The organism is Bacillus sp. 5w2 (assembly GCF_054353775.1).
In genome coordinates, this window is record NZ_JBTIWT010000010.1 from 29880 (window position 1) to 50675 (window position 20796).

The following is a 20796-nucleotide window of genomic DNA, read 5'->3' on the forward strand; positions in this document are numbered from 1 at the left end:
CCTTTTTAGTACTAATCAGTACTAATTTAATGTAAAAAAAATGCTTCTTTTATCGAAGCAATTTTAAAAAATGATCTGCTGTTTTCGTGATTACAGTTGCATCTTTCAATGTTTCTGAAATAAATAACGCTCCTTCAAGATTTGTAATAAAAAGTGATGCAACCTCATCAATATTAATCGTATTTCTGAATTCTCCATTCTCTACCCCTTGTTTAAGTAATAGAGAAACTTTCTTTTGTAATCCTATAAAAAAAAGACCTATTTTTTCTTTTATTTGCGTGGCCTGTGTAGGACTTTGAATATAAAGAGTAATAAATGGACAGCTCCCCTTATACTCTCTCGACTGAACTCCTTGTGATAATTGCTTTAAAAACAGTTGGATACGATCTTCAACTAAAAATTGGTTCTGAGAAAGTACGTCATCAATTGCAGATTGATACATTTCAATCCAATAATCAACGACCCCTTCTAATAATACTTCCTTATTAGAAAAGTGATAATACACATTAGACTTTGAAACTTTGCTTACACGTACTAATTCATCCATACTTGTATAAGCAAACCCTTTTTCTAAAAATAATGTTGCAGCTACTTCAATCACACGTTTTTGATTCATTAATTTTACCTTTGTCATAACTAGAACTATATAGTACTAATTTAAATGTTGCAAGTATTTATATTAATTTAGAAAAAAGTTTGATTAAAAAAGTTCCACTAACATTGATTTTACTGCAAAAAAATCTTATGTTGAATAAAGTTGAACTGAACCCCGAAATTGTTCATTCACTATCGTCTAATAGGGGTCACCATACATACCCATCAACTTAAGAAAAAGAAATGCCCCAAAACGAAAAAATGAGCGGCTTCTCAAAATAGCTATCTGTAGAGAAAGAAAATTTTAATTTAGGGGGATATGAAAATATTAGCTTGATGGTGATGGGGTGCTCCCCCATCGCTATCAAGCTAATATTCTGAAGTACGCCCAAAATGGGAATTTTATATTTCTATGGTTAATTAGATCTTAGTTATTTTAGGATTCCTAAATTTCCTCAGTCCAATTTAGAAGTTCTTTTCAAAAAATAGGGTTCTTAAGATAAGTATCTTAAGAACCCTATTTTTTGATTTAGCATGGAAAGTATAATCTTTTCTAATTCAGCTTTATTTAAAACATCCTCAATAATTACAACTTGATAGGCATTGTCCTTTCCTTTTGCAGGAACAATTATTTTCATCCCCTTTATATTCCTTCCAGTTCATAATTCTCTATCTTGTCATTGTCATTAATCATAAATAAAATGGATCTTCTCCTGGTTCTATAGTGATGGTTTTTTCCTTGTTCTAAAATAGCGAATTGATAAATGAATTTTCTTAAAATTAAAGAAATTGAGCGCGAAAGCAATGAAAATAAACTATTCTTTTCATAGAAATATATAGAAAGTTCGACAATCCTAATTATAAAAATTCACTCCTTTATAATTGACGGAAAATTCATTATATAATTTTGGTATTACCAATGTCTTCAACATGTATTACCATAAAATAAAGGAGACGATGACTTGAAAGAAAAGGAACGCACCTCAGATAAAATTGTGAATGAATTAATTAAATCCATATTGGCCGGTGTTTATTCTATAGGAAGCACTTTACCGCCAGAAAGAGAGCTTGCGAAAGAATTTGGTGTTGGTCGCCCAACTATTCGTGAGGCGCTTCAACGTTTAGGAAGAAGTGGATGGATAACAGGGAGAAAAGGAATGCCAACGATTATTAATGATTATTGGAGCAATGGTAATCTAACGACACTTATTAATATTGTTGAGAATCATCATACCATTACAGATGAATTTATTATGTATTTATTAGAATTTAGAAGTTCGTTGACTCCGACTTATATTCGTAATGCTGTTACGTTTAATCAACCTAAAGTGGTTGCTCTCCTTGCTAATCTTGAGCAACTTGAAGATAGTGCAGAAAGCTATGCAGCATTTGATTGGGATTTGCAAAAAAGGTGTGCTGGGCTTGCTGCCAATCCAATCTTTCTACTCATTTTAAATAGCTTTGATTCCATTTATGTAGATATGGCAAAAAGGTATTTTTCTGTAAAAGATCATCGTGAGTTATCCTTCCACTATTATCACGATTTATTAAAAGCTGCATTAAAGGGAGATGCGATTGAAGCAGAAAGATTGTGTAAGACAACATTGGAGAAAAGCTTGGCTCTTTGGAAAGATAGAAAAAAATAAAGAAAGCTGGAGGCGTGAAAAATGAAACTAAAATATTTTAAAGAATATTTTTCCTATCCTGATATTTTGATTATGAGCTGTCTTTTCCTCACTAGCTTTGGATTTATGATTTTACATTTAACCTCTATCGGAATTTGGGGTGCTTTTATTTTGGGAATGATTATGTATTCCTTAGCTGAGTACGCTACTCACAGGTTTATTTTTCATCTAAAGCCACCAAAGAATGCATTTTTATTAAAAACGCTTAAGCGCCTACATTATGACCATCATACAAATCCGAATGAATTACATTTATTATTTTTACCCTTATGGTATAGTGTGCCAAACATTGCAATTTCAGGAGCGATTTTTTATTTTCTTTCATCCAGCTTTGTCATGACAAACGCATTTATTGCAGGTATTATGCTCTTTTTATTATTTTATGAGTGGAAGCATTATATCGCGCATCGCCCCCTTCAACCAATATCACCATGGGGGCGATGGATGAAAAAAGTTCATTTATGGCATCACTTCAAAAATGAAAATTACTGGTATGGTGTTACGAATCCAGCCTATGATTTTCTCATGGGAACCTTTAAAGACCAAAAAGATGTTGCCCAAAGTAAAACTGCTAAAGACCTAGAGAAACGTGGTGACCAGAAAATAGAATTATAAAAATAATCCATTGTCATCATCCTGGAAATGTTGAATGAATTTTGCAGATTCGACATTTCCCAGGGAGTGGCAGGCATTTTTTCCTATTGAGTAGTACGCATGGTAATAGATTGCGTAAGGATCTTTTGAAAGTTTGTTCTGATCATTTACGAATTTATGTTCTTTTTAGAGGTATTTGTTGGAATGTCTATTGATCAATGAAAGATGAATGTGAAAATAAAAAAGAACTCTTTCATCTGTTGAGGAGTTCTTTTCATATAAATTACGATTGGGGTACCGTCACATCACCATCAAGCTAAGAAATGCAAATACCCCCAAAACGAAAAATAAGCTGCCTTCTGTCAAAAATACACGAAATTTTTAGCTTGAGGTGTTATAAAATTTTTAAGTTGATAGGTAGGGGCAATACCCCATCGCCATCACCTTAAGAATTCAGAATTACCCCAAGACGAAAAAATGAGCGTTTTTGTTACAAGTTAACACAAAATTTCGTTCTGGGGGTACTATAAAATTTAAGGTTCATAGCGATGTGACGGTACTCCTATTAAAGACATTTCTCCTTCTAAAGTAGACAGTACTTGCAATCTTAGTACGAATCACAGTTGAATTCATGTTACTTAATCGTACCCATTCCGGAAATTTTAATGTTAACCTTGACGTTGACATCGCCTTTTGCTAATTCGTTATTCCATTTATTTTGGACTTTTTTCCATTCTGGATATGTGTAAGTTCTTGCATATCTCCCAAGCCCAATAGGATCAATATTGGCAGTTTGTATTTTCTTTATTAATTGTTTGAAATCAGCTTCCAGCTTAGTTTCGATCGCCTTTTGTAATTTTGCTGCATCCTTTCTTGTATTGAACGAAAAAAGCCGTTCTGTAATGCCGACCCTCATCTTTATATCTGTATTAAATATAAACTTATTATCATATCTTACCTTTGTCTTTACTTTAATATTATATGCAGTAAAACTTATCCAATCTTTATCCTGGCTATTCGACTTTAGTTTAATTGCAATTGTAAATGGAAAATCGCCTGTAGTTCTTTGTTGCAGAATGCGTAATAATTTATTTTCATCGTATTTTAGTGTTAGTTTATACCGTCCTTTTTCATCTAGCAAAGCTGTACCTGTCACAAATATTTTTTTCGTTTTTTTCATCTCAGTCATATTTGCTGTTAACCCTTTGTCTGCTATTTGTTCATGTAGTTCTTGAAGATTTGTTTTTACTGTTATATTTCTTAAAGAGGCGGTATCAACTAGTTTTGTTAAATATAGAGGAAGACGCGGCTTATCATTTGGATTATAATAGATGACGTCTGAAACAGGTCCATCTACAGCAACAACCCTTGTGGTAACTGTATTTTTGGGATCTCGGTAAAATGGATCGAGATATTTCATCCAATTTTTTTGTTTCAGTAACCGTTTTCCAACTAAAATAACCTGTGTTTTGCTTCCCGAGGTAAGTGCCATAACAGTAGCATCAAATTGGTCTCTAGATTTTCGAACCGTAGCAGATTTTACAACAGTAGTTTCTTCTTTTACTTTTGCTTCTTTATTAAAAACAGGGCTTGATATATACACTAATAAATTATCATTACGATCTAAATCAATACCAAGAACAAGAGTAAGAGAAACGTCTTCAACATTTGTTTGATCAAAGCATCCAGTCATCATGAATACCGATAACAAAATACAACACAGTACTTTTCTTTTCAATGTATCCTCCCCTGGCGAAACTTCTCATATAGACAGCAGTACAGCCATAAAATGATAGGTAATATATAGGTTAATCCTAATCCAGCATTCGATAATACCTGTTGCCAAATTTCGGCTTCATTCCAACTAGGATGAGTCCAAAATATGAATCCGATAATGAGCAATAAGAGAATTACTACATGAGAGCTATGGTCTTGTTTTCCAAGTAATTGGCTTGAACAAAATACAGCGCAATATATGGTGGGAATCCATGCTGTGGAAACAACGGGTAAGTAAAGAGCCAATAAAATCATGTCAAAACGTTCTAAAAAACGAAACTCAATTACTTTAAGTAAATTTAGTACTGGTTGGTTAAATTGCGTAATGCTATCAGGGCTAAAATAGGCAAAGCAAACAAAAGTAGCAAATAAATAAAATAACATCGTTAAAGTATTTGCAATAACCATTCCATGGACTGCATACTGTTTTTTTTGTAAAAAGGGATATAAAAAGAACGCAATATCAAATCCTAAATAAGCAAAAATAGTGGTCGGTACAGCTGTAAATATAGGTTTCCACCCATCTTTTAAGAGCGGAAAGAATGGCATCCAACTTCCGTTCTCTTTAAGAGGTATCAAGAAAAATAACGGAATCCAAAGCATCGTATAAAAAGTAAGTTCGGAGTACCGCCCTATAATACGAGGGCCGTTACGTGCGACAAGAAAGGTAGGAATCGAAAACAAAAAGATAACGAGATAGTCAGGCGTTTTTGGAAGAAGCCATCCCTTAAGATAAAGCATAGCGTTCACAAGAACTACACAAGAATAAAAAGAGAAGTACATCATGTAAATAACAACGAATGCTCTCCCTACTATTTTTCCAAACAATCGTATAAGAATGTCATAAATCGTGTCCTCGGGATATCTTGCAGCAGTTTTGACTATAAATACACCTGATATTGTGGAGAATATCCAACCAATCAATATAGCTATCCATCCATCTGTTCCGGCTTTTTCTGCAAGCACACGGGGAAGCGATAAAACGCCAGTGGCCACCTGCATTCCATTGATTAAAACAATATACTGCATAAGAGAGATTTCATTATAAGCATACTTTTTCATAATTTCACCTTTTATTACGATTCTTTCCTTGTCGAATAGATTGAATGGTTCCATTCCCCTTAGGACGCCTTCTTATTGTCCATAAAGGAAAGCGTACAAAAGCATCTTTCATATCTGCAAAACGAAAGGGTGCTAATGGTGTTCCGTAAGAAGTACCTAGCGATTTAAGACTACTTAGATGCCCAATTAAAGTCATCCACCCGATAACAAGTCCTACAATTCCAAATAAGGCAGCTGCTAGCATCATTGGAAAACGTAAAAGTCTTACTGCCGCTCCCATATCATAGTTAGGAATAACAAAAGAAGAGATGGCGGTAACAGCGACAACAATAATCATAATATTGCTTACAATTCCCGCCTGAACAGCCGCCTGACCAATGACAATACCACCTACAATTCCAACTGTCTGACCAATCGGAGTAGGTATCCGTAAAGCCCCTTCTCTCATCGTTTCCAATGTTATTTCCATAAGTAATGCTTCCATAACTGGAGAAAAGGGTACACGCGTTCTTGATTCAGCAATAGATAAATATAGCTCTACAGGAATAACTTCAAAATTAAAGGAAATAAACGCAACATAACTCGCCGGCAGAAATAAAGCAACCATAAAGGCGATAAAACGAAGCAACCGAATAGACGAAGCAACTAACCACCTTGTACCGTAATCATCAACTCCTTGAAAAAAGGAAATAAAATTTGTTGGAGTAATTAATACATTAGGTGAATGATCCATTACAGTTACAAATCTGCCCTGTAAAATGTGAGATACAGCCAAATCAGGTCTTTCAGTTAATATAAATTGCGGAAACGGCGAGTAAGGGTGATCTTCAATGAATTCTATAAGTTCGCCATTACTAGTCACAGCGTCGATTGTAATATTTTGAATTCGTGTTTCTAATTCCTTCAGCACATCTTCAGAAGCTACATCTTTCAAATATAAAATAGAAATTTTGGTTTTGCTTCGTACACCAATTACTATTTCTTTTATCGCTAATTCACGATGAGGAATATATCTTCGAATCATTGCGATATTTTGACTTCCAGTTTCTATGAATGCTTGATGTGTACCCTTTAGAGCTATTTCGTTATGTGCATCTTCAACACTTCTTTGTGGCCATCCTTTTGTATCCAATTGATGTGCTGTTGTTCGACTGTGGATTAATAAAACACTATCTCCCCCATAAATAGCATTTTCAATCTGACTCAATGTATTAATAATTTTAATTTGTCCTAATGGAATTGGAAGTTCTGTATTGGTATCAAAATCACTATTCATCAAAGGACTTAGGACATGATTCTGAATCAATTCTTTATCTGTTAATCCAGACAAATATACTAAAGCTGCTTCTAATCCATCTACTGTTATTTGAAACCGCCGAATTACTAAATCAGGCGCTTGACGAAATATATTCTGAATATCAGCTATGTTTTTGGTTAAATCAGCGTCTAAGAGGGCATCTTCAATATTTTTTTCCTGAAAATGAGTATTGTCTAGTATTGGAAATGACTTAGGATTATCTCTATATTTTAAACGCCTCAAAAATTTAGCCATGATTCTCTCACTTTCTATGTACTTTTTATAGTATGTTTAGTATGCATATATTAAGAAAAAATATCCTACTAACTAGAGAGGTAACATTAGAATTATTACTATAAATTTCCGGGTGCATATTTCATAAAAATCAAGTTCAAAAATAGTCCTTTAAGTTGATGGATGTGTGGTACTACCAAGCTAGTAATGTGTTGCTCCCCCATATAAAGAAATTTTAAACATCTTAATCTACCTTTCCTTTATGTAAATATGGGAATAACGAAATTACCCCAAGGATAGCTAAACAAGCTCCAATCCATAGCGGAGATACAAAACCATATCCTTTACTGATCCCAAGACCACCAAGTGACGAACCAATAACAATACCTAGCGTAATAAAAGAACTATGAACGGTATTTATCATTATTCCATTACTAGCTGTTTTCATCACCCTCGCAACCATAGCTGGATTCAATGCTACACCAGTTAAACCAATAAAAATCGTAGAAATAACTGCAATGTATTTATTCTCTGCACTTAAAGCAAATAAAGACAACGCTATGATTAATATAATTAATCCACCCATAAGTATTTTCGTTGTAAATTTATCAGCGAACTTGCCAATTATTATATTCCCAATTACCGTCGCACTACCATAGAGAGCAAGTAAATATGGAATACTTGCACTTGAAAAGCCTGTGACATTTGTAAAGATCGGAGTGAAATAACTAAATGCTGCAAACGTACCACCAATAATGAACATACTTGTTACGTACGCTGCCCAAAGATGAATATTCTTAAATCGCAGAAGTTCGTCTTTCCAATTTAATTGCTCTTTATTTGAAGATGATGGTAACAACCGTTGAATCATAAGCCCTGATACTAGCACAAGAACAGAAACAGCCCCAAAACTAATACGCCAGCCAAAAGATTGGGAAATAACGGTTGTTATAGGTAAACCTAATACAGTTGCGAACATTAAACCTGCAAGTACAATTGATGCAGCTTTTCCCCTTGAATCAGAGTGAACCAATGTCGCAGAAAAGGAAATCGCAACTCCAAAAGCTGAAGCTGAAGCAATACCAGTTATAATACGTGAAATCATCATAATATCATAGTTCCAAGCAATAGCTCCGAGCGATTGACCAATTAAAAATACGAACATTAAAAACAATAATGCTTGTTTGCTGCGCATTCGTAAGAGGATTGCAGTTAAAATGGGGCCTCCTATTACCATTGCTCCTGCATAAGCTGAAATTAAATACCCAATAGATGATACAGAAACCTGGAATGCAAGAGCAAGTTCATTCATCATACCTGCAACCATAAATTCTGATGTAGTCATACAAAAGATTGCTAAAGCTAATAAATAAATAATCGATGGCATAAAAACACTCCTTATTCATTATTGTAATGATTGGTACAAAAATAGTGCGAAAAAAGAGCGCACTAAGCGCCACAAATAGACTCTATTGTTCCTTTGATAACTTGTTCAGACAACACCCGATTTTGCATCGATACATTAAGAACACGGAATCCGTAATAACTGCTTAAAAGCAGACTAGCTAATTCCTCAGCTGATTGCTTCTTTGAAATTTCACCTGTTTGCAATCCTTCCTCCATCACTGTTACAATAGCTTGTTTAAGAAGTTCAACATGCTTCGAGAAAATTTCTTGTACCATTAAATCGTTTTTAGCACGTTCTATACTGGCATTAATCAATAAACATCCTTTTTGATCAACATTCTGAAAGTCTTCTTTCAATGCCCATTCAAAAAAATTACTTAATCGTTCTTTAACTGGAATTGGAGTATGTAACAATTTCCTTTGTTCCTTAATCCCAATTTCATGGTAGCGTTCTAATACTTGTTTATACAGTTCATGTTTACTACCGAAAGTATTGTACAAACTTCCTTTTCCAAGTCCTGTATCACTGCATAAATCTTGTGTAGAACACCCTTCATATCCTCTTAACCAAAATGTTTTCATTGCAACATCTACAATTGAGGAATAATCAAACTCTCGAGGTCTGCCGCGTTTATTCACCCGTATCCTCCTCTCATTTTAAAGATAACATGAATAAAATACCCTTTTTGTACCACGCGGTCAATAATTTTGTTTTATTGTTACTGTAAAATAAAATTTGACTATGTTAGATTACGAATAATTAAAAATAGCCCCCTTATTCAAGTTGTCTAGCGAAAAAATCACGTTTTAATAGGCTTCTTTAGCATGCCTACCTTTCTATAAATTACTAGCTATGAAACAAGGATCGTTTCATAACTAGTAATTTACTTGATTAGCTTGATGGGTATGGCGTAGTGCCCCTATAAACAAAATCCTCCAGAAACATCTAAAATTTGCCCTGTTACCCAGCGGCTATCAGAAGAAGCAAGGAATGCTACTACATCTGCAATATCTTCAACTTGCCCTATTCGTCCGAACACAGATGAATTCGTAGCAAAATTTCGTATTTCCGGATTATCTAGCAATTTCGCATTTATATCTGTCTTCGTATATCCAGGCATAATTGTATTCACTGTTATACCTCTTTCTCCAAGATGTTTAGCTAGAGGAAGTGTCATCGTATTTAGTGCACCTTTACTTAAACCGTATGCAATGGACCCTGTAAAACCAAGTCTTACTTCAGCTGATGAAATGTTAATAACTCGCCCCTCCGCTCGTAATAACGGTAATGTTTGCTGAATTAAGAAGAACGGTGCTTTCATATTTACAGACATAATTTCATCAAAAACTTCTTCTGTCGTATTTTCAATTGTTCCTTGTGTACCTATCCCTGCATTGTTTACTAAAATATCAATCTCTGATGTACCAACTCTTATTTGTAATTCATTCTTCAATTGTTCTACTATCTTTTTGACACCATCAATTGAATTGAAATCCGCTTCAATTAAGAATGCCTTTCCTCCATTAGATTCAATCTCACTAATTGTTTCATCTGCAGCTGCTTTATTTCGGCCGTAGTGAATCGCAACTAATGCACCGTCGTTTGCTAATCTCATCGCAATCGCACGGCCAATGCCGCGACTCGCTCCTGTTACTAACGCTACTTTCCCATCAAGATTCTTCATTTTTTCCATCCTTCCTAAATTTCCGTTTAATAAAGTGAAACTTTAATCAGCCCTCACCAATCGGGCGTTTACGGGCAGTTAATGTGAGATAAATTCTATACTTATATTTTCATGCAAAAACCAATCATTTTAAATATAGATTTATAGGTAATTTAGTTCGTTTACTTATGATATTATAGTTATAATTTGCAATTTACTTTAGAAAATATAACAAGGAGGCTACACAATGCAAAACGCAGTAAAACTGGATGAAATCGATCATAAAATTATGAACTTGTTATATGAAAATGCGAGAATTTCCGTTTCAGAAATAGGACGGATCATATCCATGACGCAGCCTGCTGTAAAAGAGCGTATTAATAAACTTGAGGATCAAGGTGTTATAGCGGCTTACCGAACGAAATTTGAGCCTTCTAAAATTAATAAGAACATTCAAGCATTCATCATGTTTAAAACGAGCCAATGCTCTGATTTTATCCAATATTGTAATGCCGCTCCTGAAGTAATAGATTTATATCGAATTAGCGGGGAGTTTAATTATATGATGAAGGTCATGAGCGATTCGATGGATTCTCTCGCTACATTTTTAGACTCTTTAATGCGATTCGGATTATCATCTCCTTTAATTGTTTTAAAAAGTGAGTTTGAGGAGAAATTGTCGTTCTGATAAAGGAATAAGAGAATTGACATCTCAATGTGAAAATGAACACTTTATTTAAATTGACAGGCACCAGCTTTCCCAAAAAAGAAAAAGGAGTGGATCATCCACTCCTTTTAATCACCTACCCCTGATTCCTCTGCGCTTCTCTAAACTCCTCCTTCACCTTCTCTAACAACCCTTCTTCTGTAATTAATCGATACGCTGTATTCGCTAATGCTTTTGCGGATGTAATTAATGCTTTGTCTCCTAGTTCTGAACGTGCTGCTTCTCTAAATTCATTCGTATGTGCAATTAAGTCGTCTGGGCCGATTTTGATGTACGGGTGAATGGTCGGTACGACTTGACTTACGTTCCCTGCGTCTGTTGAACCAATGCCAAATCTTTCTTTACGGTTTACATCTTCACCTTGTAATTCTAGTTCTTCAGCTACAACGTCATTAAATGTTTTTGTTACGAGTAGTTCATCGATTTCATTTTGGAATTGATGAATTTTTACTTTTGTGCCTGTTGCTAATGCTGCTCCCTGTGCGATATTTCTTACTTTTTCTGTTACTTCTGCACATCTTTTTCTCGTTGCTGCACGGATGAAGAACCTTGCTGCTGCGTAGTCTGGAATAATATTCGGCGCTTTTCCGCCCTCAGTAATCACGCCATGAATTTTCACATCTGACGGAAGTTGTTGGCGAAGTGCGTTAATACTGTTGTACAGCTGGATGATCGCATCTAATGCGTTAATTCCTTCTTCTGGTGAAGCTGCGGCATGAGCTGTTTTTCCGTAAAAATGAAAATCAAGTGGATCGACTGCTAGTGAAGGACTCGTTGTCGCTGTCTTTCCGCTCGGATGAATCATAAGCGCCGCATCAATGTTTTTGAATAGACCTGCCTTTACATAACTCGCTTTTGCACTACCATTTGGTCCTCCTTCTTCAGCTGGAGTACCAAACACGACAACTTCCCCGCCAATTTCTTCAAGCGTCTCTGATAATGCGATTGCTGCCGCAACACTAATTGTTCCGATTAAATTGTGACCACACGCATGACCAAGTCCTGGTAAAGCATCATACTCAGCTAAAAATGCGATGACTGGTCCTTGTTTCCCTGAACTTTTTCGCGCGATAAAACCTGTTTCATGTCCAGCAATATTGTGCTGCAACTGGAATCCTGCACTCCCTAGCAATAAACTCAACGTTCTTGATGCATAAAACTCTTGATTACCAATCTCCGGATTCGCATGAATATCGTGACTTGTTTCTATGTACTTTTCCTTATTTCTTTCTATACTCTCTTCAATTGTTTTTCTTTGTGACGTTACTCCTGTCGCTCCCATTTTTCTTCCTCCTTTTATTTTCACGTAAAAAAGCCTCTTTCTAAAAGATAGAAAGAGGCTTCTGTATATACAGTCAAAATGAGCTTCTTTCTTATCTTTCAAGTTACCTTGCTGGAATTGGCACAGTATTCATAACGAATCCGCTGCCGAGGTATCATAGGGCCAGTCCCTCCACCTCTCGTGATAAGAATTTTCATAAAATTATATTAAATTATTTTCATTCTAAGTTCATTCCAAATAAAAGTCAAGGAATTCCTATCCGAATTTACCGAATATCTAAAAATCCTTTTAATACACCGATTGTTTCTGGTGCTTGTAATCTTGCACATACGTATGGAAATTCCGTACTACCTTCAAATATCATTTGTGATGTGAGCGGTGCGCCTGCCCAAAAGATTTCATCATCGATTACGATAAACGGGAATGCTTTATTTTGCCTTTGTAACTTTACATTTTTTAATGGAACTGGTCCATCACTATACACTGTTATTTGCGCATTTGTACGCATTAACGCTTGCCATACTCGCTTATCCACTTGTTTTGTGCTTGGAAGTGAAATAATAATTTTTCGTTTTGCGGCTAAAATATCTTTCAATAGTCCTTTCGGCTCTTCAAGATTCATTTCCATAAACCAACGTAAACGTTTCGAAATTTTCCGTTCCCACAATTGTCTTGATGTCGTACGATCATACACATCTCCGTGTCGTTCTATATGAGCTGTTAATTGTGATAACGCTTGTTTTCTCGATAAGTTTTTACGCATATAATGGCAATCTGATAATTGAATGAACTTCCCTCTCGCTCTCGTTACTGCAACGTTGACGAGGCGATGGTTTTTATGGTCAAAGAATAACACGCCAGGTCGTTCTTGCGGATAACTATCAACCGTATCAAAAATCATCATATCTCTTTCAGACCCTTGAAACTTATGAACCGTCGCCGCTAAAACTGGTATGTTTTGATATTTCGTTCTCTGCAACATTTCTCTCATACACGTTGATAAAAAGCGGGATTGTGCCCTGTAAGGTGTAACAACACCAATCGATTGAACACCATCTAACAGCCCGATTAACATCATTTGCATCGCTACTAAACCAGACATAATATTAAAACGAGAACCAGAAGCAGCGTCTTTTAAAGAAAATGCTCCCATTAAGCTCGTATCAAATAAAACACTTGCCTCATTTGCGAACGGTTGCAATCGCGCAAGTTCTTTACGTTCTGAAACAGACGGATGATCGTATACTCTATTTTTATAAATAAATGAGTTTGTAAACTTCGATATATCCGCATGCATACGTCTTTGTTCCTGCAGCATAAAGAGGTTTGGATGTGCCTCTGATTTATTTACAGTATCAACAATCCCAGCATGATAAAACATATCTTCGCCGAGCCATTTTCGAACGAGTTCATGGTTTGCCATCGCAATCGGAGGTAACTGTAAAAAGTCACCACAAACGACGATGCGTTTTCCAAGTGAAGCTGCTAATGCAATTTGCGGAACATAGGCCATACTTACTTCATCTACGACAACTAAATCAAATGTACGCTCATAAATAAGTGAATCAATGGCACATTTCGATAAAGTTGCGCCGATTACTTTCGCATTTTCAATGTATTCTTTTTCTACTTCTTTAATTTTCGCTTTTTGCTTTCGAAGATCACTTTCAATCTCTTGTATACGCTTCTTATCAGCAGAAGTCGCTTTATATGATAAAATCTTTTCACGAAGATCTTGGCGTGTTTCCTCTAAATAAAGTCTTTCCTCACCCCATGATCCGTTCGTCGTTTCAACTAACTTCGACGTAAGTAATGTTTCATGATTTCGTATATGTTCATGTTGACTATAACCGTAACGAACAATTTCGCCAGGTGTCCATTTCTTTTTCTTCTCAATTTGCTTCGTTACTTCACTCATTAATACGTCCACTGCTGCATTACTATGAGCTAACACAAGTACCGACTTTCCTTTTTGATAATGAGCCGAAATAATACGTGATAAATTGTAAGACTTCCCTGTTCCAGGCGGTCCCCACACGTACGTTGTCGGATTGTAAAACGAACGATACGCCAATTCATTTTTCGGATTTTTCATCTTCTCAATATGTTTCGGACTGCTCGTCCCATCAACAAGACGCTTTATACGATTACGTTTCAGCTTATCTTTATGAGCTTCTTTTAGTCGCTCTTGTAGTTGCTCTAACAATTGCCACGGTTCACTGTATAAAACAGCTTCTCGTATTTCACCTTGTATATAATCATTTAATTTCAGTTCTATTTCTAATCCATGTACAGATAATACTTCCCCTGTCGCTTCCTCACCATCAAACTCAATTCGAATTGGTGAACCTTCAGGTAAGCTTACTTCCGAAATGAGCTGAAATACGTATACTGTACTTTCATAATCTGTATATAAAAAACGACCGTTCATGATAGAAATTTTACTACCACCTATCGTTTTCCAATGTTTAATTTCATACGCTAATGCATAATGCCACTCTTTCATCGTTGCCGATAATGAAGGAGTTTGAGTAGGTGTATTCATCGTATAATCTCCTTCCTTCTCCCCAAACATACTTTCTCACTATACCATATAACACGCTAAAATTTGTAAGGTTTTTATCTTGCTTATTTTCTTAATTTTCAATAATATATTGTATATAATTTTCAGAAAGAAGGAATCTACATGCCAGTTAGAAGAATCGAACACGTTGGACTTATGGTCGCAAACTTAGAAACATCTATCGCTTTTTATGAAGAAGTAGTCGGCTTACAGCTCATTAAACGTATGGGACACCCGAACCCAGACTTAAAACTCGCTTTTTTAGGTGTAGAAGAATCAAAAGAGACGATACTCGAATTAATTGAAGGCTACAACTCTTCCCTTCCGGCAGAAGGAAAAGTACATCACATTTGCTTTAAAGTAGATTCATTAGAAGATGAAATTGAAAGAATTCAGAAACACGGCGTAACCTTTCTACTAGGAGAAGAAATTGAAACATTACCAGATGGAACACGTTACATATTCTTCGCTGGTCCTGATGGAGAATGGATTGAGTTTTTTGAGACGGAGAGATAAAGTGAAACTTTAGTCAGCCTACAATTAGCGGGATAATAACTTTATTATCAACATAAGGAGTAGAAACTGATGAATACAGTTTTTATTATCGTTTTTTGGGTACTTATATTATTTCCACTTCTTTATATAACCCTGATAAAGAAGTGGAATATAAAAGCAGCTGCCTTATTTGTTGGAAGAATTCTATTAAGCATTGTCCATTTTATAAATGGAATGGTGTTAGGAATGCAACGAAATTGGGCAGAGCCTCCCTATGAAACAGAATGGGATTTCTTTATAAAGTCTTTATTAAACGGAAAAACTGATGCACTTATACACTTGTTACTTCTAATTATTATTGTCACATTCGACTCAATAATCTTATTTTATTATAGAAATAAAAAATTTAGGGTGTTTCCCTATTTCTTTCATCTTGGCTCATATTAATGCGTGGGAAACAACATAATTGATTATATGCCAAAACGACGACAAAAACGGACCTGTTATCAGATCTTTAATTGTTATTTTTCATATAATCTTTCTCCACCTCGATCAAGCTAACAAAAGTACATTTCATCTTACTTTCTCATTATATAGACTATACCAATTTCTCTTCTCACTTAATGGTTTCGTTTATTTTAAAAAAATAGAGCCTCAGGCACGAAATCCTGAGACTCTATTTTTATTTTAAAAAGGACAGCATAATTTTTTCTAACTCTTCTTTACTTAAACTATCTGTAAGAATTAGGACTTGATAAGCGCTATTCTTTCCTTTTGCAGGAACAATCATTTTCATTACTTTCATGTTATATTTTGTATTGTTTTCGGGACTTTCAGTTAAACTTATTTTTGTACCTTCTAATTCATAATTTGTTATCTTTCCATTATTTTCCACTCCCTCATTCAACGAATTTTTCCCTTGATCACGAACGGCTGATTGATGCACAACATACACAGAATCTTCATTTTGATATTGAGAAACAATATCCGGATATATCTTTTCCGTAGTCATCGGGGTTTGAACATCTTCTCCAGTTAGTTTATACCCTTTTACTACATAAGTTGGTGTCTTAATTGGAAAATCAAGATATTTCTGTGCTTCCTTTTTAGATAATCTAAAATGCGAATAAATTTTCTGACTAAATGGTCCAATTTCTTCAACATTTTTCTCATATTTTTTTTGTTCTTCTGCGTTTAACTTTTCAGGGTTTCCTACTAACTTTACTTTTTTACCCAAAGTATATGCGTCTGTTTCTAATTCAATAAATCGCTCAAATTCCTCTTTCGTAAACAGATTTCGTGCCACTCCAAGTTCTGTAAGTAAAGTATTATACTCCCCTTCTGAAACAATAAATTCTGCTTCTGCCTGTTCTTTTGTGCCAATCATTTTTTCTACAATTTGTTGTATAGAAATATCGGTTTGTGTTTTTAATTCTTTCCTATTATTTTTCACTTCTATTTGTTGTTTCTCAGGATTAGTTGGCATATCAGCACGGGCATTTAATAAGGATACAGATGATACAGCAATAACTGCCACAGCTCCTAGCGCAGACCAACGATACGATTTTTTTTGGAATTTTTTAATCATTAGAATTCTCCTTTTTAACATCCTTTTGTTTTTACTGAAATTTGCCAAACTTGGTACTTGATAATAACTTGAATAATGTTCCAAAAGACTAATAATAGTATGTCCATACGCAATTTGTTCCTCTGAATCTATACATGTAAGAGCTAATGCGTCACATGCTAGTTCTTGATCTTCCCGCATACATGAGTAGGCATACCAAAGAATTGGATTAAACCAATTTAAAATGAGTAAGCCATGCATAAGCCAGTTCACACCAACATCTCTTCGCTTGATGTGAGCTAATTCATGATGGAAAATATATCGTAACTGTTGCTCATCTAATATTTTCATATGTACAGTTGATAATAACAACTTTGGCCAAATAAATCCGAATACTGTTGGACTGGAAACCTTTCCAGATACAAGTAAAGGGACATCTCGTTGGACAGACATAGATTGCTTACACTTTTCAAAAATCTGGACAATCTTCTCATCTGTAATAACAGGTTGCTTTTTTATGTAAAGTAGTAAACGCCTGTTCATTATAAAAATAGCAAAGCTTAGAAGAATAACGCCTGTAAGCCAAATGTATATACAGATTGTATAGAATGGAACCGTCTCATCATCCTGCTTTTCATTATTGTGTGTTTGTGTCTTGTTTGCCTGATCATTTTGTGTTGAACTTGAGGTATAAGTATCTTCTTTTGTGGGAACCTTTGTATCGTCTATACCTTTCAATTCTTGCATGTGTTCTTTTGAAAGAAAAATAGTTACAGGGTTTCGGCTAGAAATGAATGCATCATCATTCTTGTAAGTAAGAACAGAATAGATACTATAGGAACTATCTGGGGACCAAGGTAATACAAGTCTTATTATTAATATGATCCATAGCATGTATTGCCAACGTGGAGTTAACTTATTTCCAAACAAGACCCTGATACATAAGATTAGGCCCACTAATATACTAGCCATAATAGAGGTCTCTATCAACCAATCGAAAAAATGAGGTAGATAGACATTAATAAACATTTCTATCATTATGATCTATCCTTCCTCTGATTTTCCTCAGTCTTCTCATCCAGTATACGTTTAAGTTCGTTAATGTCTTCTGAAGAAAGCTTTTCTTCTTTCAGGAAATTTACTAGCAAGGGCTTAAATGCTGCACCATAGAAACGTTTAAGCAAAGATTTTGTTTCTACTTGTAAATAACTATCTTGCGAAACCAAAGGATAATAAGCGTACATACGCCCTTTATCTTGATGGTAAGCAACTGCTTCTTTGTGAACTAATCGATTAATTAGTGTTCGAATCGTTTTGGGTTTCCAATCCATTTTCTTCTCCAACTCTTCAATCACTTCATTTGCCGTTTGTGGAGATTTTGACCACAGTACTTTCATTACTTCTAACTCAGCTTCTGAAATTTTAGGTAATTCTTTCATTAGTTTAAATTACACCCCCCTCGGATTACATTTGTAATCCGTAACTGAATATTACACTTGTAATCTCGCATTGTCAATCTTATTTTATATTTGTGAAATCCTTTCCTATGCCCATCAACATAAGGACGAAAAAAATTAACATAAGTATAAAACTTTATGTCCTCCTAATGAGACAAAAAAGTAGATGCTTCATAAATATTTTTTGTTACTAATTATAAAATTGAATTTTAATTTCACACTTAATTAGTATATTCCATTTTTTAAAAAGTACCCATTTTCTTGTTCCTATATCGAGACAAGAAAATGGGTACTAAATGCAATGTATCTGTAGATAATTCAGCATTTTACACTATAAAATAAGTTCCTACTTTCATGTCTTTTTACTCCCCTTTTTTGTTGTACAAGGACATGAAACTCCAAACTATTTAGACTAGAAATTCTAAAATAAGATTTTTAAATATAAAAGACCCAAAACATTAACAATTAGTTTTAGGTCTTTTTAAGTATTTCTGATCCAATTCTTAAATTATTAAGTCGAAAATATTGAACGATCTATAGTTAAAAATTATATACTTATTACTTCTCTTTCGGAAGTACAATTCTTTTATATAATTGAACTGTAATCAAGTAGTAAATCGAGTAAATCACTACAAAAATAACAAGTGGTAACCAAATGCGAGAGTACGGGTCGATTAAAAGAGGGCTAAACATGTTCATACCAACTAATATATGAGTAATCCCCACAATTGCTGGGAATAAGAATATGAAGAATAACTCTTTATAAATTGATTTTGTTAATAATTCTCGGCGGACACCAATTTTATGAAGCATTTGATAACGTGTTACATCTTTTGATGCTCCCGACAGAACTTTAAACATTAAGCAACTTGCCATCATTGCTAAAAATGCAATTCCAACGAAGAAACCCATAAACATTAGTCCGCTGGCAAAATCATGACTCATAATATATGTTTGATACTTACTACCCAATTCTTCCGCTTTCACATTTTTATATTTTGCTATCTGTAATTCATCAAGTTTTTTCCATTCTTTTATGTATGATCCAAAATCATCTGTTTTCCCCATAAACACAATACTTTCTTTACCCTTCAATCCATTGTATATGTTATAATCTACAATTTTCATTTCATAATCAGGATATAAATAATTGGGCTGGATCGTTCTGAAAGCCTGAATCCATTGTTTTGTGTCTGTCTCTCCTTCAGCCCGTTTTATTGAAAATGCACCAATAGGTATTTCCTCTGAAACTTTCTCTATTTTCATACCTTGCAAGAAAGGGCGATTTTTCTCTACATCTTCTTTAAGATAATAAACATACCTATCATCAACTTTGTAATGATATTCAAGTTTTTCTTGAAATAAGATACTATCCAAAATTGTCTTTTCTTCCGCTGTTGGATTATGAATGACTGAATCGTAAATTTGTATTTGATCTGTAATTTTTAGGATGTTGTTTTTAAATGCCATACCACAAGCAATTCCACCAGCACCAAGAGCCACTAAAATTGCTACTGTTGCAAGCACATTTGTTAGACTATTAATGCGGAAATTTAATTGTGCAAAAGTAAAAGCATTAAGGCCTTTTTCACTACGTTTTTTATTACTCTTTAGCTTGTTAATCATAACTGGAAGAAGTGATCCAAATATAAGGTAAGTACCAACGGTTGCTGAGATTAATCCAACGGCCATTAATCCCAAAACAATTAGCGAATTTGCATATGATATATAAATAAGTGATGCATAACCAATACCCAATAAAAGAATACCAAGGAATGCAACTACAACTGTCATTTTTCCTTTTATGGCAACACGTTCTGTTTGTTCATCAGCATGTACAAGTTGCAGTACTGAAATACGAGATAATTTAATACTATTCATAATTGCAGATAATACAAAGAGTGCAAAGAAGAAGATGCAAGTAATAGCTATAGATGGCAGATAAAATGCTTTATAACCTTCGCCAGCAAACTCGAGTTGTTTCATTAATAGCTGACCGATACCTTCTGCAAGTCCTACACCAATTGTAATTCCAATCAAAAGAGAGGTGGCACCTAATATGATTGTTTCGATAAACATAATTAATGTAACTTTATGCTTTTTTGCTCCTAACATCATATACATACCAAATTCTTTTTGACGAAGAGCTGATAAGAAAGAGTTTGCATATAAAATATAGAAAAATGTGATAATCGCTAACAAAACGGAACCAATTTTAAAGACAGCCACAATATCCCTAATAGAAGAGTTAGATTCAAGGAACGTTTTATTGGATGCTAGCGTTTGAAACATATAAAAAGTTGAAATAGAGACAATAAGACCAACAAGTAAAACAATGTAATCTTGCAACTTACTTTTTAGGCCTGACATAGAAAGCTTAAATAACATGATT

The 20796-nt window shown here is 34.6% G+C and carries 18 protein-coding genes and 1 riboswitch; of the genes, 5 read left to right on the plus strand and 13 right to left on the minus strand.

Features of this window, described 5'->3' with window-relative positions; genetic code table 11:
• Positions 1-49: 49 nt before the first annotated feature.
• Positions 50-616 (minus strand): TetR/AcrR family transcriptional regulator, encoded by a 567-nt coding sequence (locus tag ACXY7N_RS17200; RefSeq protein WP_016087243.1) that lies wholly within the window; start codon positions 614-616, stop codon positions 50-52.
• 472 nt (positions 617-1088) lie between these two features.
• Entirely contained in the window at positions 1089-1232 is a 144-nt protein-coding gene (locus ACXY7N_RS17205; RefSeq protein WP_002108101.1) for a hypothetical protein, read from the minus strand.
• 324 nt (positions 1233-1556) lie between these two features.
• Here ACXY7N_RS17205 and ACXY7N_RS17210 point away from each other — a divergent pair, with 324 nt between their 5' ends.
• Together ACXY7N_RS17210 and ACXY7N_RS17215 are read left to right on the plus strand one after the other, a co-directional pair.
• A complete protein-coding gene (locus ACXY7N_RS17210) occupies positions 1557-2240 on the plus strand; it encodes a GntR family transcriptional regulator (RefSeq protein WP_488592511.1) in 684 nt (227 codons plus the stop codon).
• A gap of 21 nt (positions 2241-2261) precedes the next feature.
• The gene (locus ACXY7N_RS17215) at positions 2262-2894 is read left to right on the plus strand and encodes a sterol desaturase family protein (RefSeq protein WP_000770119.1); all 633 of its coding nucleotides are present in this window, start codon (positions 2262-2264) and stop codon (positions 2892-2894) included.
• Between the two features lie 613 nt (positions 2895-3507).
• Here ACXY7N_RS17215 and ACXY7N_RS17220 read toward each other — a convergent pair.
• The 6 genes from ACXY7N_RS17220 to ACXY7N_RS17245 all read right to left on the minus strand — a co-directional run bounded on the left by ACXY7N_RS17220 (position 3508) and on the right by ACXY7N_RS17245 (position 10334).
• A complete protein-coding gene (locus ACXY7N_RS17220; RefSeq protein WP_000824428.1) occupies positions 3508-4611 on the minus strand; it encodes a Ger(x)C family spore germination protein in 1104 nt (367 codons plus the stop codon).
• Positions 4608-5711 (minus strand): GerAB/ArcD/ProY family transporter, encoded by a 1104-nt coding sequence (locus ACXY7N_RS17225; RefSeq protein ID WP_033659858.1) that lies wholly within the window; start codon positions 5709-5711, stop codon positions 4608-4610. The genes ACXY7N_RS17220 and ACXY7N_RS17225 overlap by 4 nt, the downstream gene beginning before the upstream one ends.
• 4 nt (positions 5712-5715) lie before the next feature.
• A complete protein-coding gene (locus ACXY7N_RS17230) occupies positions 5716-7263 on the minus strand; it encodes a spore germination protein (RefSeq protein WP_001051402.1) in 1548 nt (515 codons plus the stop codon).
• A 223-nt stretch (positions 7264-7486) separates the two neighbouring features.
• On the minus strand, positions 7487-8629 hold the full coding sequence (locus tag ACXY7N_RS17235) for an MFS transporter (RefSeq protein ID WP_488592512.1): 1143 nt from the start codon (positions 8627-8629) through the stop codon (positions 7487-7489).
• A 62-nt stretch (positions 8630-8691) separates the two neighbouring features.
• Positions 8692-9288: a TetR/AcrR family transcriptional regulator gene (locus tag ACXY7N_RS17240; RefSeq protein WP_001042189.1), complete on the minus strand. Its 597-nt coding sequence runs from the start codon at positions 9286-9288 to the stop codon at positions 8692-8694.
• A gap of 281 nt (positions 9289-9569) precedes the next feature.
• On the minus strand, positions 9570-10334 hold the full coding sequence (locus tag ACXY7N_RS17245) for an SDR family oxidoreductase (protein WP_116349014.1): 765 nt from the start codon (positions 10332-10334) through the stop codon (positions 9570-9572).
• 226 nt (positions 10335-10560) lie between these two features.
• On the opposite strand from ACXY7N_RS17245, the gene ACXY7N_RS17250 reads away from it, so the two are divergent.
• Positions 10561-11001 (plus strand): Lrp/AsnC family transcriptional regulator, encoded by a 441-nt coding sequence (locus tag ACXY7N_RS17250; protein ID WP_016087239.1) that lies wholly within the window; start codon positions 10561-10563, stop codon positions 10999-11001.
• Positions 11002-11116: 115 nt separating this feature from the next.
• On the opposite strand, the gene ACXY7N_RS17255 is transcribed toward ACXY7N_RS17250, so the two are convergent.
• A complete protein-coding gene (locus ACXY7N_RS17255) occupies positions 11117-12322 on the minus strand; it encodes a M20 family metallopeptidase (RefSeq protein WP_016087238.1) in 1206 nt (401 codons plus the stop codon).
• An 88-nt stretch (positions 12323-12410) separates the two neighbouring features.
• Positions 12411-12512, minus strand: a riboswitch (SAM riboswitch).
• A gap of 75 nt (positions 12513-12587) precedes the next feature.
• Positions 12588-14897 (minus strand): AAA domain-containing protein, encoded by a 2310-nt coding sequence (locus tag ACXY7N_RS17260; RefSeq protein WP_016134878.1) that lies wholly within the window; start codon positions 14895-14897, stop codon positions 12588-12590.
• A 111-nt stretch (positions 14898-15008) separates the two neighbouring features.
• Here ACXY7N_RS17260 and ACXY7N_RS17265 point away from each other — a divergent pair, with 111 nt between their 5' ends.
• A complete protein-coding gene (locus ACXY7N_RS17265; RefSeq protein WP_001145272.1) occupies positions 15009-15401 on the plus strand; it encodes a VOC family protein in 393 nt (130 codons plus the stop codon).
• Positions 15402-15470: 69 nt separating this feature from the next.
• Positions 15471-15827 carry a hypothetical protein gene (locus ACXY7N_RS17270; RefSeq protein WP_016134881.1) on the plus strand — a complete coding sequence of 119 codons (357 nt, stop codon included), beginning with the start codon at positions 15471-15473 and terminating at the stop codon, positions 15825-15827.
• Between the two features lie 235 nt (positions 15828-16062).
• Here ACXY7N_RS17270 and ACXY7N_RS17275 read toward each other — a convergent pair whose 3' ends face one another.
• The 3 genes from ACXY7N_RS17275 to ACXY7N_RS17285 all read right to left on the minus strand — a co-directional run bounded on the left by ACXY7N_RS17275 (position 16063) and on the right by ACXY7N_RS17285 (position 20792).
• On the minus strand, positions 16063-17985 hold the full coding sequence (locus ACXY7N_RS17275; RefSeq protein ID WP_098412943.1) for a M56 family metallopeptidase: 1923 nt from the start codon (positions 17983-17985) through the stop codon (positions 16063-16065).
• The gene (locus ACXY7N_RS17280; protein ID WP_000661427.1) at positions 17985-18386 is read right to left on the minus strand and encodes a BlaI/MecI/CopY family transcriptional regulator; all 402 of its coding nucleotides are present in this window, start codon (positions 18384-18386) and stop codon (positions 17985-17987) included. Before ACXY7N_RS17280 ends, ACXY7N_RS17275 begins: the two co-directional genes overlap by 1 nt.
• A gap of 576 nt (positions 18387-18962) precedes the next feature.
• Positions 18963-20792: an FtsX-like permease family protein gene (locus ACXY7N_RS17285; RefSeq protein ID WP_016087234.1), complete on the minus strand. Its 1830-nt coding sequence runs from the start codon at positions 20790-20792 to the stop codon at positions 18963-18965.
• Positions 20793-20796 lie beyond the last annotated feature (4 nt).